Annotated in this window: 13 protein-coding genes; 4 read left to right on the plus strand and 9 right to left on the minus strand. The window is 42.9% G+C overall.

Features of this window, described 5'->3' with window-relative positions:
* Positions 1–68 precede the first annotated feature (68 nt).
* Entirely contained in the window at positions 69–1,109 is a 1,041-nt protein-coding gene (locus tag CK503_RS03430) for an isoaspartyl peptidase/L-asparaginase family protein (protein ID WP_255233322.1), read from the minus strand.
* 134 nt (positions 1,110–1,243) lie between these two features.
* Here CK503_RS03430 and CK503_RS03435 point away from each other — a divergent pair, with 134 nt between their 5' ends.
* From CK503_RS03435 to dxs, 3 genes are all read left to right on the plus strand, one after another.
* On the plus strand, positions 1,244–3,655 hold the full coding sequence (locus CK503_RS03435; protein ID WP_176466193.1) for a DNA internalization-related competence protein ComEC/Rec2: 2,412 nt from the start codon (positions 1,244–1,246) through the stop codon (positions 3,653–3,655).
* Positions 3,656–3,783: 128 nt separating this feature from the next.
* Positions 3,784–4,002, plus strand: a complete 219-nt coding sequence (locus CK503_RS03440; RefSeq protein WP_095605391.1) for an exodeoxyribonuclease VII small subunit — start codon at positions 3,784–3,786, stop codon at positions 4,000–4,002.
* Between the two features lie 6 nt (positions 4,003–4,008).
* A complete protein-coding gene (gene dxs, locus CK503_RS03445) occupies positions 4,009–5,931 on the plus strand; it encodes a 1-deoxy-D-xylulose-5-phosphate synthase (RefSeq protein ID WP_095605392.1) in 1,923 nt (640 codons plus the stop codon).
* A gap of 123 nt (positions 5,932–6,054) precedes the next feature.
* Here the strand turns inward: dxs and CK503_RS03450 are convergent, their stop codons facing one another.
* The 8 genes from CK503_RS03450 to CK503_RS03485 form a co-directional block, all read right to left on the minus strand.
* The gene (locus CK503_RS03450; protein ID WP_095605393.1) at positions 6,055–6,570 is read right to left on the minus strand and encodes a carboxypeptidase regulatory-like domain-containing protein; all 516 of its coding nucleotides are present in this window, start codon (positions 6,568–6,570) and stop codon (positions 6,055–6,057) included.
* A gap of 141 nt (positions 6,571–6,711) precedes the next feature.
* Positions 6,712–7,242, minus strand: a complete 531-nt coding sequence (locus tag CK503_RS03455) for an SH3 domain-containing protein (protein ID WP_095605394.1) — start codon at positions 7,240–7,242, stop codon at positions 6,712–6,714.
* 126 nt (positions 7,243–7,368) lie between these two features.
* Positions 7,369–7,650 (minus strand): hypothetical protein, encoded by a 282-nt coding sequence (locus CK503_RS03460; RefSeq protein ID WP_095605395.1) that lies wholly within the window; start codon positions 7,648–7,650, stop codon positions 7,369–7,371.
* A 124-nt stretch (positions 7,651–7,774) separates the two neighbouring features.
* Complete coding sequence (locus tag CK503_RS03465; protein ID WP_176466194.1) at positions 7,775–9,112, minus strand: M56 family metallopeptidase; 1,338 nt, start codon at positions 9,110–9,112, stop codon at positions 7,775–7,777.
* A gap of 101 nt (positions 9,113–9,213) precedes the next feature.
* Positions 9,214–9,585 carry a BlaI/MecI/CopY family transcriptional regulator gene (locus CK503_RS03470; RefSeq protein ID WP_095605397.1) on the minus strand — a complete coding sequence of 124 codons (372 nt, stop codon included), beginning with the start codon at positions 9,583–9,585 and terminating at the stop codon, positions 9,214–9,216.
* Between the two features lie 177 nt (positions 9,586–9,762).
* On the minus strand, positions 9,763–10,353 hold the full coding sequence (gene aat / locus CK503_RS03475; protein ID WP_255233323.1) for a leucyl/phenylalanyl-tRNA--protein transferase: 591 nt from the start codon (positions 10,351–10,353) through the stop codon (positions 9,763–9,765).
* Positions 10,354–10,627: 274 nt separating this feature from the next.
* Positions 10,628–13,096, minus strand: a complete 2,469-nt coding sequence (locus CK503_RS03480; RefSeq protein WP_095605398.1) for a zinc-dependent metalloprotease — start codon at positions 13,094–13,096, stop codon at positions 10,628–10,630.
* A 163-nt stretch (positions 13,097–13,259) separates the two neighbouring features.
* Positions 13,260–14,105 (minus strand): enoyl-ACP reductase FabI, encoded by an 846-nt coding sequence (locus CK503_RS03485; protein WP_095605399.1) that lies wholly within the window; start codon positions 14,103–14,105, stop codon positions 13,260–13,262.
* 225 nt (positions 14,106–14,330) lie between these two features.
* On the opposite strand from CK503_RS03485, the gene ffh reads away from it, so the two are divergent.
* Entirely contained in the window at positions 14,331–15,686 is a 1,356-nt protein-coding gene (ffh, locus tag CK503_RS03490; RefSeq protein WP_095605400.1) for a signal recognition particle protein, read from the plus strand.
* The last annotated feature ends 54 nt before the right edge of the window (positions 15,687–15,740 follow it).

The raw sequence follows: 15,740 nt of genomic DNA on the forward strand, positions 1-15,740 counted from the left end.
CAGTGCTAAAGTATTGTGGTGTTAAAGTGTGTGCACTTCAACACCACAATCTCCAAACACTTTCCCTTCTAATCCCAAATAGCCACCTCTCGGTTCCCTTCTGAATCCGAACTCCCGCGGAACATTCCGTTCGTATTCATATCCGTATATATATTTCCATATTTATCTACAGCAATCATTCCGGCCTCACCGGGATTTAAAACCTCTTGCAGCAGATAGTCCCCGGCTTCCTCCAACGATGCCGGCTTATATTTCATATACGAACTTACCGTATGTCCCGAAACAGCACGCATAATTTTTTCTCCCCAGCCGGTCATTGAAACAGCCACCACATCGCTGGCGTAGGTGCCGCTTCCAATAATAGGTACATCGCCAACGCGACCAAACTTCTTGTTTGTCATACCGCCTGTAGACGTTCCGGCAACGATTTGTCCATCCTTATCAACAGCTACAGCACCGACCGTACCGTATTTTTCGCCATCGGCATACAGGGCTGTTTTATCTTCTTCGGGGATAAGGCTTGACTGCTTGCCATCCCCTTCCTCCTCTTGATCCAGAGCCCGTTGTAAAGCCTCGTAACGAGATTCGGTATAAAAATACTCCTGATCTACGCGTTCAACACCCACCTTATCGGCATATCGTTCGGCCCCTTCCGTAGCAAACATTACGTGCTCAGAAGTCTCCATCACCTTTCGGGCAAGGGTAATAGGATTTTTGACGGTTTTAACACCTGTCACTGTTCCGGCTTCACGGGTATTCCCAACCATAAATGCAGCATCCAGCTCGTGTTCTCCATCATGCGTAAACACCGCACCTTTCCCTGCATTAAACCGGGGATTATCCTCCAGATAGTTAATCACCTTTTCTACCGCATCCTCAGCAGAACCCCCATCAGCTAAAATGTCTTCTCCAATAGTCAACGCTTCATCCAGATCATCAAAATAAGCTTGTTTTACCGAATCCGGGCGGTCTTCAGAAATGGCTCCCGCTCCTCCATGCAATGCCAGCGCCCACTCTTTTTTCTGCTGTTCCTGCTGGCCATCTGATTGCGTACATCCTACTACAAGTACAATGGCTAATAAACCAATAAACTTTTTCCCTAATCCCATATCAACATATCCTTTAGTTATTATTTAGAGGTTTCAAAATTATAAGCACCGCAATTCTCTTTTCAAAGTCGCACTATCAGTTATAACATCATTTAATAGCTGTAAGGTTTAGCCTCCTTAGCGGTCATACTAATGTGAGCATTCATCAAACATATCAATTTCCTTTCGCATCCTATCCTGCCATCAGAATAACACTATTGCTGGCGGCGGGTATTATCGTGGATTATCAGGCTGATCTTTCACTGTCGGTTTGGACACTTATTTTTGGATTTGCGGCTATCTTTTACCTCATAGCAGAAGTCACCTATCGCAAATCTCTGGATAGCCGGACCTATAATATCGCTATCCTTTCTTATTTAGGACTCATCCTCAGTTTTGGTGGAACCTGGCATTCTTTTTGGGATTATCGCGATCTCCCCGAAGAGGCTCAAGTTATTAATACCTACACCTGGGAAGAGCTGACATTTAGCGGAAATATCCACCAGATCAAACAAACAAGTACCGGTAAATTTCAGGTTGATGTCGATGTAGAAACCACAATTTTTCCTGATGATCTTGTTTGGGACAAGTCATTTACGTTACGGGCCGTACTCAATCCTGCTTATCATAATGTACCTGTGGACTTAGAGCTTGGAAATAAAATCACATTTGTAGCCACTGTATATCCACTCGAGGAAAAGCGAAACCCTTCCGAATTCAACTACAAACAATATCTTGCTTCCCAAAATATCCACGCCCAGGTGGGGATACAGCAAATAACATCGATCACTCCTGTCCATACTAATTGGCGGTGGACATTTCTGAGAAAACACGTACTTAATGCCATCGATAACAACTTTAGTAAGGAAAGCTCTTCCCTGGCCAAAGCTCTTTTAATCGGATATAAAAACGAACTGGCACGAGAAGATAAGATTTCGTTTTCAAGAGCCGGACTTTCCCACATCATGGCAGTATCAGGACTACATGTAGGATTTTTATTATTCCCATTTTGGCTGGTGATCCCATTCTTCTGGACACTCAAGTATGGTAAACAAATCGGGATTACCCTACTTATCATCACGTTATTTATATATGCTGGTCTCACGGATTTTTCTCCATCGGTAACCCGAGCTTCCTTAGTGGGAATACTGTTGGCCTATGGCAAGCTGTTTCATAAAGTCCGCGACTCCAAAAATCTCACCGCCGTTGCAGCGCTCATCATTTTACTAATCAATCCTTCAGATCTCTTTTCCATAGGATTTCAGCTTTCGTTCGGGGCCGTTTACATTATTCTGCTCACAGCGCCCGTCATTCAACGCCGACTACCTGCCTGGATTCGTTTCAGCTGGTACGGCAAGCCTATCATGATTATCATTATTTCATTTATCGTTCAAGTTGGTCTTTTCCCGCTGCTTGCTTATTACTTTGGTGAATTTTCACTCGTCGGTCCCTTGGCAAATGCTTTTGTCATTCCTTTTTTGGGGATTGTCGTACCCTTTGCCCTCGCCGTACTTTTAATAACACCCTTTGCCTCCGACGTTGCACAAACGTTGAATTATCCTGTTGATATCTTTCTGCAATGGTTACACAACTTTGTTGACTTTGCAGCCAATCTACCTTGGAGCTGGGTCCAAGTTCACGTTGACAGCCTGCTATTTTTCGGGATCTGGATTGTCATCATCTTTTTTATTGCTTCCCTCCCCATCCCCAAACTTCGCTGGAAGTTTTTAGCTCTGCTTTTACTCGTCAGCTGCCTTCACCAGGGAAACAGGGTTGTCCACAAACTTTCTCCTACTACACTAAATCTTACGTTTTTTGATGTGGGACAAGGTGATGCTGCGCTTATCAGCACTCCCAACAACAAACACTTTTTAATTGATGTAGGCCGTTGGCAACCCGACTACAACAGTGCAAAATATATCATCATACCCCACCTAAAAGAGCAAGGAATAGAAAAGCTGGACGCTGTTTTTCTTTCTCATCCCCATGCAGATCATATCGGCGGAATTCTCGAAATTATTGATTCTTTTCCGGTGGATACCATTTACAACTCTGGTACAAGCTATAATTCACAGCTTTATAAAACGTACAATCGAAAAGCTTCTGAGCATAAGATCCCTATTAAATCTCTGCACGCCGGTGATCAAATTAACATCGATCCCGCCATAAGAATGTTTGTTTATGGTCCACAGAAATCTGTTGCTCAATCAAATGTCAACAACCGATCACTGGTTTTAGAGTTAATTTATGGAGATACAGAGTTTCTTTTCATGGGTGATGCAGAACACCGGCAGGAAAAAAATATCCTAAAACACTTTCCCGGACTCATAAACACTGATTTCCTTAAAGTTGGGCATCACGGCAGTAAAACCAGCTCTGGCACTTTACTCCTGCAATCAACGACCCCTCATATAGGTGTTGTCTCACTGGCAAAAAGCAACCGATTCGGGCACCCGCATCGAGAGGCCTCCCGGCGAATACATGAGTATATTTCTTCACTCTATTTTACCAGTCTGGAGGGAGCAGTGCAATTTAGTTCCGATGGTAAAAACATCTATAAACAGTAATTAGCCTCAGCCCCTCCGCCATACAATTGTTTTACCACTACTAAACAAGAAAAGAGTTGGAATCTGATCACTAAAACTTTTTATTTATATGGTTTGAGGAAACATCTATTTTATTATATACAATTTTTATGCCCGAAAAGGAACGACCAAGCTTCGAAGAAGCTTTAAAAAGACTGGAAGACATCGTTAATCAACTTGAAGACGAATCTATTTCACTGGAAAAATCTATTGCTCTCTACGAAGAAGGGATAAAGTTATCCAAAATTTGTACAGAAACACTTGAAGAAGCAGAGCTTCGCATCAAAAAAGTAGCGGATCAGCATAATGATGACAACGAAAAAACATAATCACATATGGAATTTGAAAAAGTAACCCCTGGTCCTCTTTTAGCAGAAATTGATTCGCCTGACGACCTAAAGAAACTGGATCCTGAACAACTTGTGGACGTATGTGATGAGCTTCGGGATTTTATTATAGATATTGTTTCGATTCACGGTGGACACTTTGGGGCGAGCTTGGGAGTAGTAGAAATGACGGTGGCGCTCCACTATGTCTATGATACTCCCGAAGACCTTCTACTTTGGGATGTTGGTCATCAAGCATACGGACATAAAATTCTTACCGGTCGGCGTGATAACTTCCATACAAATCGTAAATATGGCGGGCTTTCGGGATTTCCTAAACGCAGTGAAAGCGAGTATGACACATTTGGCGTTGGTCACTCCAGCACTTCTATTTCTGCAGGACTCGGCATGGCCGTTGCCCGCGATCTTGATCAATCCGGCAAAAAGGTTGTTTCAGTGATTGGTGACGGAGCTATGACCGGCGGACTTGCCTACGAGGCCATGAATAATGCCGGGGTTATGAATTCCGATATTCTGGTTATCCTTAATGACAATAACATGTCTATTGATCCCAATGTGGGAGCAATGAAAGAATATCTGACTGAAATAACGACCAGCAAAACATTTAATAAGCTACGCGATGAAATTTATGATATGCTCGGTCACTTTAAATCGGCCGGCGAAAAAATGCGTACCGTTGCATCACGTCTCGAAAAAGCTATTTCCACCGCTATTACGCCCGGCGGATTATTTCAGGCATTAGGTTTTAAATACTACGGACCCGTTGACGGGCATAACGTGGATGCCATGCGTCGACATCTCGAAGATCTTAAAGATATTCCCGGCCCAAAACTCTTGCATGCCGTAACGGTCAAAGGAAAGGGATTTGCTCCTGCGGAACGTGAGCAGACTAAATGGCATGCGCAAAGCAGTCCGTTTGATAAAATTACCGGCAAGCAAATTGATCCGGACACGACGCCCAAGCCCCCCAAGTATCAGCACGTTTTTGGTGAAGCTATTGTAGAGCTTGCGGATGAAAACGAAGATATCGTGGGGATTACTCCTGCCATGCCAAGTGGATCGAGCTTATGGCCGCTGATGAACAAATATCCCGATCGTGCATTTGATGTCGGCATTGCAGAACAGCACTCAATAACCTTTGCAGCCGGGCTGGCGGCCGAAGGCAAAAAAGCATTTGCAGCCATTTATTCTACTTTTCTGCAGCGTGCTTACGACCAAGTAATACACGATGTGGCTATTCAAAAACTTCCGGTAGTATTTTGTATTGATCGTGCCGGACTGGTCGGTGCCGACGGGCCTACGCATCATGGTCTATACGACATTTCGTATCTCCGCAATGTGCCAAATATGATTGTTTCTTCTCCAATGAATGAGGAGGAGTTGCGCGATATGATGTATACCGCCTCAAAATATGATGAGTGTGCCTGGGCTATCCGTTATCCGCGAGGACGTGCAACCGGAATGGACTATCCCGAAGGTTTTAAAGATATGGAAATTGGCAAGGGACAAAAACTGCGCAACGGTGAAGAAATTGCGATCCTCAGCTTTGGTCCCTTCGGCAACTACGTAATAGAGGCTGCTGATGATTTAGCCGAAGAAGGCATTAACGTAGGACATTTTAACATGCGATTCGCCAAACCGCTTGACACCGATCTTATTGATGAAATCTGTCATACCTACGAACACATTATCACAATCGAAGATGGAACTAAGTTAGGTGGATTCGGAAGTGCAGTAACTGAATACTTGGCCGACAAACCGCACCATATTCCCACGACCATCGTGGGTGTTCCTGATCGCATTGTTGAACACGGTAAGCAGGAAGAGCTTCACCACGAAGTTGGACTCGATCCCGAAGGTATTAAAAAGAAATTACGCGAAGTCCATGAAGCTGTTTCTTTGAAAGCGTAACGATATTACATATAAGCTCCAGAACCAAAGTGTTTAAGTGAAAGAATAACTATAAAAGAGAGGCTGGCAAGAATAGGTGAGCCTTTTCCGCTTCATAAACGGGTTAGCTGTATCTCCTTCTTATCATTTTTTAATATACCATGTTAGCATTGAACCTCTTTTGGAGTCAATATAAATTTGTGGCAGAACTGCGCGAAAGGCCACTGAATCTGAACTTCGTTTCTTTTGATGTAAAATTTCAATCGCTTCCTTCACGTGGTATTTAGCATGTAGTCTGTACTTAAAAGCATTTTCTGAAAATACAAAGTCTACATTTCGGCTGCGTTCAACCTCAATATTATCCGACGCTATTACCATTGCGTATCGTTGATCCATAGCGCGATAGGTTGTCCAGGCATTTAGGGTATAAGTGTCTGCTTTTATTCCGGCAATTTTATAGAATCCAGTGGAGTCGGTAGTTACCCTTAACAAATCTGAATCTTCAAGAGGTAGATTGGATTTATCATTTAGAAAGACTGTGGCATTTGGAATTGGCTTAGCGGTTTCAAGGGAAATAATATAACCACTAATACTATATTGAGCGTTGACTGAATTTACTACGAAAATTAAACTAATCCCGAGGAATAGTAATTTTTTCATCTCCAGTGAATATTAAAATTTATAATGGGTTATCTATATCTCCATTTCCCCAAAGCAGTAAGAAAGATAATTGTTCTATATACCTAATGACCTTGCATATAACTTGTGTACATCTAGGCGTTTTTTAGAGACAATGACACATTAACTATCGATTTTTAAAATATGGAATATACCGTCATTAACACATTCTACTAATTTCGAATTGTGTGATGCAGGGATTCCAAAACTTCTAATCGTTTCTAATAGATATTTATCAAAAAGGATCTTTTCATGAATGGCCTGTTGACTTATATCATTAGGATAATCAGACATTGCTTTTTTAGAAGCCTCTTCCTGAGCTTTTTTGGCTTCCATACATACCTTATCACGAGTTGATGGATCGGAAGGATAACCTGGAATATTATTAACAACACCAGCTTGCGAATTTTTGATATACCACTTAGTCCCAGAAAAAAGATTAATTTGTAGCCAATCTTTTTGAGTTTTTTGGACTTCAAAAATATCACCTTTTTGGGCGACTATATTCAAAGAGGAACTCGTATTAGGCTGATTATAGAGATAAGCTTTATCTTCTATTACCTTAACATTTGTTTGTGCTGTACTTATGCATGGAAAGATAAGAAGTAAAATTAATGCTACTGATGAAATAGTAAGCTTTAAATGGCTACGCATATGATGTTATTTTAATAGTTAATGCTTTAGTACTGACTTAGAGTTTAGCAAGTTGCACCAAACAATATTTCAAACTTTTTTAGTCTATCTCAAAGTATCCTTGTGGAAATCTTACTAACATTGTAGTTACCTAAACATATCCCGTGGAGCCCACCAATTTTCAATTTTTGCATGCAGGTAACCGATGAAATAGTCACCGTAAAGCCAGCCCAAAAACAAGCAGATTATCGCATATAAACTCAGAACTAAATAAATAACAGTACTATTAGATAAATACACAACTGCAAAACTCATTGGAGTCACTTTAAGTAAAAATACACCAAAGAGTAAAGCAATTACGGCATTCCTCAGCTTTTGCCACACACTCGGCTTTTTACATTCTTTCATTTTTGTTTCATCTATCTCCATTTCACAGCATCACAATTTCATCTAATAATTAGGTACAACACCACACATAAGTCCAAATTGTCCTGGCCAAAACTTATAATATAGCGGACTAGAATCAGATCGATGTACCTTTTGTAATCTCTCCTCATTTTATCATTTCCACCAATTCCCCATCCTCATACCGCTTTTGTCTAGTAATATTGCCCTCTTCGTCGTACTCAGTCATAAGTCCCTGTTTCACCTGATCTCCGTTGTAAGAATGTTCAACTGAAAGCTGCCCATTCTTGTGCCACAAGCGGACATGACCCATTCCATCTTCACTCTCGGTAGGCGGGACATTTTCGTACACTAAAATTCCATTTTCATACATTTTCTTAAGCAAAGGTTGATTTAGATATATGCCATGCTTTTGTCGAACGGTGTCTCCGTCATCATAATAAATGACAGCCCTCGTTTGTATCCCGTCTTCAAAAAACTGCTTCATGTGCAGACTGTCAGTATCGGAGTGATAAATCTTTTGAGTCCCCGTGAAAGGTTCTCCGGAAGAAGTGTAATGGGTGCCTAAGGGCTTCCCAAGTTCCTCATTTCGTTTGGCATCATAATGAAGCTCTACATCGCTGTAGGTTGTCTGAGGATATTGAACCTTGTATTCGGTCTTTTTGGTGCAGAACGTAAGGACAAGCAAACCCAGCACAGGTAGGAGCAACAAGCCTTTAGAACCGGACCTTATAGGCGAATACGTTCGAAACATCATGCGCAATCGCTTTTTGGTTAGTGAATAGTTAATCCTGCTAGTCGTACTCATGGGTTTATTTGCGGCACATGCTTGAATCAGCAGTTTGTGGTAGTCGCTTGCCGATGAAACCTTGCTTACAACTGATCCATCTGCTATGAATTCATGATTCAATTGAACAGCGTGTTTGAATAGGTAGATGAACGGATTAAACCAAAAGATGACTTTCAGAAACTCGACGAATAAAACATCCAGAGAGTGTAACTGGCGGACATGTGTCAGTTCGTGATCCAGGATTTCCGGTTCAATATCCCCAGATTCATACTGTTCTTTTTCAAGGAATATAAACCTGAAAAATGATTGGGGAGTAGTAGGTTCATTTAGCAAGACCAGCGTGGCAGGACCTACTTTTTCATGCCTTCCGGCTTTAATTTTATTCCATATTTTCAATATTCCACCCGCAAACCGAATCAAAAGATAAAGTGTAATCAATCCATACAACCCAAACAACAGAACCAATATACTTACTGACCACTTTGAGCTTTCAGCTGTATCCGGGCTTATCTCAGCCTTGGGCATGGCTTCCTTTTTGGGTGCAATCAACGGATCAACCGTGTTATTTACGGCTTCGGCCGGGGCATTAACCACTCGCTCCATCTGTTTCATCTCAATTCCTGCAATTGACTGTCCGGGATAAATCTCAAAAGAGGTCAACGGTGCTGTTAGTCCAAAGACTAATGCGAATAACAAAAAGAACCGGTTGAAACGATGTATCTTTTCTTTTTCAAGAAGTAGTTTGTATAACCCATAAAGAAGCCCTAGCAGTAAAGTAGATTTAAATAAATAGATGATCATCGGTTTTTCCTCTCGATTTCTTTTTCAACTATAGTTTTCAATTCTTTCAGCTCTTCCTCGGAAAGCTCAGTTTCTGATGTGAAGAAAGAAGCAAACTGAGAAGCTGAATTGTTAAAAAACTTCTTGATTAGCTTGTTTACATGTTTTGAAAAGTAGTCCGATTTCTTCACCAGCGGATAATACTGCCGGGAACGACCCATTTGTTCATAACCGACAAAGCCTTTGTCTATCATCCGCTTAAGTAGCGTAGCAACTGTACTGTTCGCAGGCTTTGGTTCAGGATATTTTTCAAGCAGGTCATTGAGGAATGCTTCTTCAAGTTCCCAGAGATACTGCATCAATTGTTCTTCAGAATTCGATAACTTCATACCATTCTACATTTATAGAACTGTTTCTACAAATGTAGAAATAAAATGGTAAATAATCCAAATTCTTATTTAATAGTACTAAATTGATGAAAAAGAAGGGCTAAAGCCTACAGCTAACTCTATTCACTCTTATTTTTAAATCCTAAGGATAATTAAAATTCTGAGGTTTTTTTAATTTTATGTATTAACGACCTCAAACTCAGCTTCCTTTTCAAGCGCAGATTTTAATCGTTTTTCATACTCTTCAGCTGATATCTCAATACAGCCAAACTGTGCTAAATGCTCGGTCCAAAATTGCGTATCCCAAAGCTCAAACCCGCCCCTTTTTAGTACTTGGTGCGTCCAATACAAGGCCACCTTTGAAGCCTCTTTAGCCCAACCGAAAAGTGACTCTCCAAAAAAAGCAGCTCCCAGCGAAACGCCATATTGTCCGCCAACAAGCTCCCACTTTTTATTATAGACACTCACCGAATGCGCATGTCCCAATTCGTGCAAACGACAATACGATTCAATAATTTCGTGTGATATCCATGTAGAATCCCGATCTGCACACGCTTCCATAACCTGACGAAAATTGTAATCAAATTTGATATGGTAGTGTTGATTACGAACGATCCGCTGTACGTTGGATGAAACATGAAAATTATCCACAGGAATAATGCCGCGACGGCTTGAAGTGTACCACTTAGCCTCCTCATCATCACGTGAATCCGCCATCGGAAAAATTCCGTTGGCATAAGCATTTAATAATTCTTGGGGACCGATCATCTAAATAAAGCGTATCTCATTGTCATAATCTTACTACTACTTATAGATCCTGAAACCTCGATTGTCGGAACACAGCAAGTTCAGGGTGACACCAACTCATTACGCAGCAGAGCTACGCAACCAGACAATCATTAAGGATCTACACCTTTAATCTCGTTCTGTCCCTCCGGTACGGAACGTCATTTACTTATTTTTCAATTTCTCCAAATTATTTTCTGCTACTATATTTATTTAGACCCTCAAGGTATATAAAACCTGAGGGTTATGATCTATACTAATAGGAATAACTGCACTGCAAGAAGGTAGCATCGTCACTGCCAATGGGAGAACCCGGTGGTGGAGTCAACGGCTCCGTAGGCATAAACATTTCGCCTTTATCCTTAAATTGCTGCAACGTTCGATAGCCATACAACAATGAAGCCACCCGCTGTTCATTCTCGGCTCTATTTTCGGCCTCATCGCGCATCCACTCTCGTAACGCTTCAAGCTTAAAGTTCGTAACGGCACGCACTTGGGAGGAGGCATTTTCAGCTGCAGCCAAATTCATCATCTGATACAATACTACATGGTTGATCGTATTCTGTACGGCTCCCTTATATCCGCCGGAAGACTTTTTATGCCAAGTGTTTGCAATCACCACATCCAGCATATCTCCTAATCCCAAATTAGAAGAATCGCGTGCCTCCGATCCCACCAATCGGGCGGCTCTTTCCTTATTAAACAATAGTTTTGCACTCATGGCAGCAGCTGTTTCAGCAGCACCGATGGGATCAAAAGTAGGGTCAGTATGACTGTTAAATAACTCCCGCGAATCGTAGTATCCAATAGGCCTTGGAGGAATCAGCTCTACAATACGCTTAGGCATTGTCAGCTGCTCTGCGGATAATGTTTTAAGCATGGCATCTAATGCAGCACGTTGTGTTGAATCTGCCACCGGCTCAGGTCCCGACTGATTATCGCCCCGTAACTTATAGCTGTAATCCTGTCCACCGACAAGTTTTACCGTACCCTCTATTTGATAGCGGTGATACAGGTAAATCGGTACTAACGCATCCTCTAACTCAGCCATGGATGAACCCTGCGGAATATTTGACTCCGAAAAATTCTCCAAGGCAATATCCCGTACATCCAGAATATGGTGCAGCTGATCAACAGCATCTTCACCGTTATCCCAGAGATGGGCTTTGGGATGCGCTCCGCCTGCGGGACGAGCATCTGCATCAGAGATAAAAAGCAGTCCCTCATCAATAGCATCTTCGAGCACGTTATTCAACGCCGCCTCTTTGCTTGGTAAATTCGAAACATCCTTATATCCATATTCCACAGATACTTTATCCCATTCTCCAATACCGGTATCGTAGGCATCAGACAAATCAAGCGTACTGTCCCGGGTGATGCTTACTTTAGGAGCAGGATAATCCATAACCGACGCGCGATCGTTGGTGCTGGCGGCAAAGTTGTGGGCAATGCCCAGCGTGTGACCAATTTCGTGCGCCGAAAGCTGACGAATTCGTGCCAGCGCCATCTCCAGCATGGGATTATCTTCGTCAAAAGTTTCTCCCTCTTTGTAAGGGGATAATAATCCCTCAGCAATAAGATAATCCTGTCGTACACGAAGTGATCCCAGAAGCACATGCCCTTTTATTATTTCTCCGGTTCGCGGATCTACCACCGACGAACCATACGACCATCCACGCGTTGAGCGATGCACCCAGTTAATCATATTATAGCGCACGTCCATGGGATGCGCACTGTCGGGTAATACTTTAACCCGAAACGCATCCTTATATCCTGCGGCTTCAAAAGCCTCATTCCACCAGCGGGCACCATCCAGCAATGCCCCGCGAATGGGCTCCGGCGTTCCCGGATCTAAATAATAGACAATAGGCTCAACAGGCTCACTCATTTCCGCATCGGGATTTTTCTTCTTGAGGCGATGCTTGGTAATAAAACGTTTGGTGAGCGACTCACTGATCGGCGTGCTATAATCCTGGTAGCTGATACCAAAATAGCCCGCCCGCGGATCAAACTTACGCGGCTCAAAATTGTCGTCCGGAAGCTCCACAAAAGAGTGATGTTGACGAACAGTAATCGCATCCGAAGTGGGCGTCACTGAGCGCACCTGTCCGCCGGGATCACTGCCCGTAAAAGTAAGCATTGCTTCAAATTCCGTGTTTTTAGGAAAGTTCATGGTGGCCTCACGGTACAGTGCCGACCGACTTTTATCCACGCTGAAATTTCCTTCATTACTGCTCTTTAATCGCTCGCTGACCCCGTGAGCATCACGCATTAAAAAGTCCGTTATATCGATAAGCACAGCATCCTCATTCTGGGCAGCGACTTCAAATCCCCATAACACCGACCGAGCAAAAGCGTCGCGCACCGATTCCTTTTCTTTGGGATTGTCGGTGATCGCCCGATAGGAGTAGTTGGGCTGTATAATCAGCACCTTGGGACCGCGCCGCTCAAACTTAACAATGCGATCGTCGCCCAGCTGATTGCGATCGAGACCAATATCATTTGATCCAATTCCCGCGGCAAGTGAATTGACGTACAAAAATTCCGTATCGAACTTGTCAACTTCTAACCAAATCTTTCCGGAAGCATCGTCCCAATAATAAGTAAAGTATCCCTCCTGCTTTTCAACTCCCTGTGTTTTTTCACTGATCGAGGGGAGATCCTGAGAAAATCCGGTCGCCGTAATAAATAGAACTGTGAATAGTAAAACAGAAAGTCGTTTCATTGGTGCACTATTTTATTGGGAGTTAAAACCGTTGGTAAATAACTGTTTTTTGTAGAAAGATTAAAATCGGGATACATCTTTTAAAGAATATTGTCCAAAACAAAGATGCCCGGCGCTTTGGAAGTGCCGGGCATCTGAATAGCATCATAAAAGAAATCAATCGTTATTCATCGCCTTCATCATCGGCATATATTTTAGCCAGATCGTTAATCATCTGCTCGTCGATACCAGACGTTACAAATCCACCATCGTGATAGAGGTTCTGCATAGTAACTTTACGCGTAAGGTCAGAAAACAGGGTTACGCAGTAATCCGCACATTCATCAGCAGTAGGATTTCCCATAGGAGCGATCTTATCAGCAAAAGTGTACATGCCGTCAAATCCCTTGATACCTTTACCTGCCGAGGTTCTGGTCGGAGCCTGGGAAACCGTATTTACGCGGATTCCGCGGTCGGCCAGACGGCTTCCGTAGTTCCGGGCAATACTTTCGAGCAGTGCCTTCGCATCATTCATGTCGCTGTACTTAGAGAATATACGATGCGCACCGATATACGAAAGCGCAACAATGCTTCCGCCGTCAGCAAGAATATCTGCCTCATCGGCATAACGAATAACCTTGTGCAGCGAAATAGCTGAAATATCCATCGTCTGCTGCATCCACTGGTAATTCAGTTCTTTATAATCTTGTTTTTTACGCACATTCGGAGACATTCCGATGGCATGGAGCATAAAATCGATCTTGCCATGCTCTTCTTTTACATTCTGCATCAACTCCTCAATCTCATCCTCGTTGGTCACATCGCAGGGGAAAACCTCAGCGCCCGTTTCTTCCGATAACTCATCCAAATCTCCAAATCGAAGGGCCACCGGGGCATTGGATAATGAGAACTCTGCGCCCTCTCGCTTACATGCCAATGCGATCCTCCAAGCTATACTGCGCTCATCCAGCGCGCCAAAGATCAATCCTTTCTTTCCCTTAAGCAGTCCATATCCTTGTTGGTCAGCCATAAAATAGTATCCTCAATTTCTTTGAATTCAATAGATTTCTGTCGGAAGATAATAAAAGAATCATAAAAACTGTCATTACACATTTTGCCCGATCACTTACCATATTTCTAATAAATAATTCTGTTGATAACCCAAAAAAATGTCCTTATTTTGCGGGACTCTCATTCCCATGTCGTATCCGGGAATAGAAAAAAACAGTTTTAAAGCTTAGATAGTCAGTAACACATGTTTCAAGATCTCTCATCAAAATTAGATAGCGCCTTTCAGAAGCTGAAAGGCGAAGCTAAGATCACCGACGTCAACATTGCGGAGACGGTGAGAGAAATACGTCGCGCCCTGCTCGATGCCGATGTGAACTATGAAGTTGCCAAAGAGTTCACGAACAAGGTAAAAGAGCGCGCAATGGGTGAAGACGTGCTTACGGCCGTTAATCCCGGTCAGCAGTTTACTAAAATTGTACACGATGAGCTGACCCAGATACTTGGTCAAGAACGGGTGGATATTTCCGTTGCACATACGCCGCCCACGGTTATTTTGATTGCCGGCCTGCAAGGTTCCGGTAAAACGACCTTTAGCGCCAAGCTGGCCCGTTACTTGAAACAGGAAAACAATCGTAATCCTATTTTAGCAGCTGCCGACGTTTATCGTCCGGCTGCAATTGATCAGCTTAAGACACTGGCCGACTCTATTGACGTGCCGGTGTACTCTATCAATCAGAAAGATGCGGTGCGCGTAGCTAAAGAAGCTGTGAATATGGCCAAGAGCCTGGCACTTGATACTGTTATTATTGATACGGCCGGGCGTATGCACGTGGATGAGAAAATGATGAACGAGGTGGCTGAAATCAAAGAAGCTGTTGAGCCGCACGAAACGCTGTTCATTGTTGACTCTATGACAGGACAAGATGCTGTGAATACAGCAAAAGAATTTAACGAAGTCATCAATTATGATGGCGTAGTATTAACTAAGCTTGACGGTGATACCCGCGGCGGGGCGGCCCTTTCGATTAAGAAGGTGGTCCAAAAACCGATCAAGTTTGTAAGTACCGGCGAAAAGCTGGATGCTCTTGCTCCCTTTTATCCCGAGCGGATGTCGAAGCGTATTCTCGGGATGGGTGATGTTGTATCACTCGTGGAGAAAGCACAAAAAGAATTTGACGAAGAAGAAGCACAAAAGCTGCAGAAAAAGATTAAGTCGGACGAGTTTGATCTTGAAGACTTTTATCAGCAGCTGCAGCAAGTGAAAGGCATGGGCAACATTCAGGATCTGGTCGGAATGATTCCCGGCGCCGGAAAAGCCCTGCAAGAATCTGATACAGAAATTGATGAAGACTCCTTCAAGCCCATTGAAGCAATCATTTGCTCAATGACTCCGGAAGAGAAACACAATCCGGACATACTTAATGCTACGCGAAAACGACGCATCGCCAAAGGTTCCGGAACACGCGTTTCGGATATCAACGATCTGCTAAAACAGTTTGAGCAGATGAAGAAGATGATGAAGTCGTTCTCCGGCATGGGTAAGATGGGCAAATTAATGCAAGGCATGAAGGGGATGAAAGGAAATTTACCATTTGGTTAACACCACTGATGCCGACTGTTTAGCCCAGTAAGGTATCTTTTTATATAAATATAT

Origin of the sequence: Fodinibius salipaludis (assembly GCF_002287075.1) — a bacterium.
GTDB lineage: Bacteria > Bacteroidota > Rhodothermia > Balneolales > Balneolaceae > Fodinibius > Fodinibius salipaludis.

Bases quoted from the DNA above. Each gene is read 5' to 3' on its own strand.
- CK503_RS03440 (WP_095605391.1), top strand. From the start codon at position 3,784: ATGCCCGAAAAGGAACGACCAAGCTTCGAAGAAGCTTTAAAAAGACTG.
- CK503_RS03455 (WP_095605394.1), bottom strand. From the start codon at position 7,242: ATGCGTAGCCATTTAAAGCTTACTATTTCATCAGTAGCATTAATTTTA.
- CK503_RS03460 (WP_095605395.1), bottom strand. From the start codon at position 7,650: ATGGAGATAGATGAAACAAAAATGAAAGAATGTAAAAAGCCGAGTGTG.
- ffh (WP_095605400.1), top strand. From the start codon at position 14,331: ATGTTTCAAGATCTCTCATCAAAATTAGATAGCGCCTTTCAGAAGCTG.
- CK503_RS03430 (WP_255233322.1), bottom strand. From the start codon at position 1,109: ATGGGATTAGGGAAAAAGTTTATTGGTTTATTAGCCATTGTACTTGTA.
- CK503_RS03450 (WP_095605393.1), bottom strand. From the start codon at position 6,570: ATGAAAAAATTACTATTCCTCGGGATTAGTTTAATTTTCGTAGTAAAT.
- aat (WP_255233323.1), bottom strand. From the start codon at position 10,353: ATGATCGGTCCCCAAGAATTATTAAATGCTTATGCCAACGGAATTTTT.
- CK503_RS03480 (WP_095605398.1), bottom strand. From the start codon at position 13,096: ATGAAACGACTTTCTGTTTTACTATTCACAGTTCTATTTATTACGGCG.
- CK503_RS03470 (WP_095605397.1), bottom strand. From the start codon at position 9,585: ATGAAGTTATCGAATTCTGAAGAACAATTGATGCAGTATCTCTGGGAA.
- CK503_RS03485 (WP_095605399.1), bottom strand. From the start codon at position 14,105: ATGGCTGACCAACAAGGATATGGACTGCTTAAGGGAAAGAAAGGATTG.
- dxs (WP_095605392.1), top strand. From the start codon at position 4,009: ATGGAATTTGAAAAAGTAACCCCTGGTCCTCTTTTAGCAGAAATTGAT.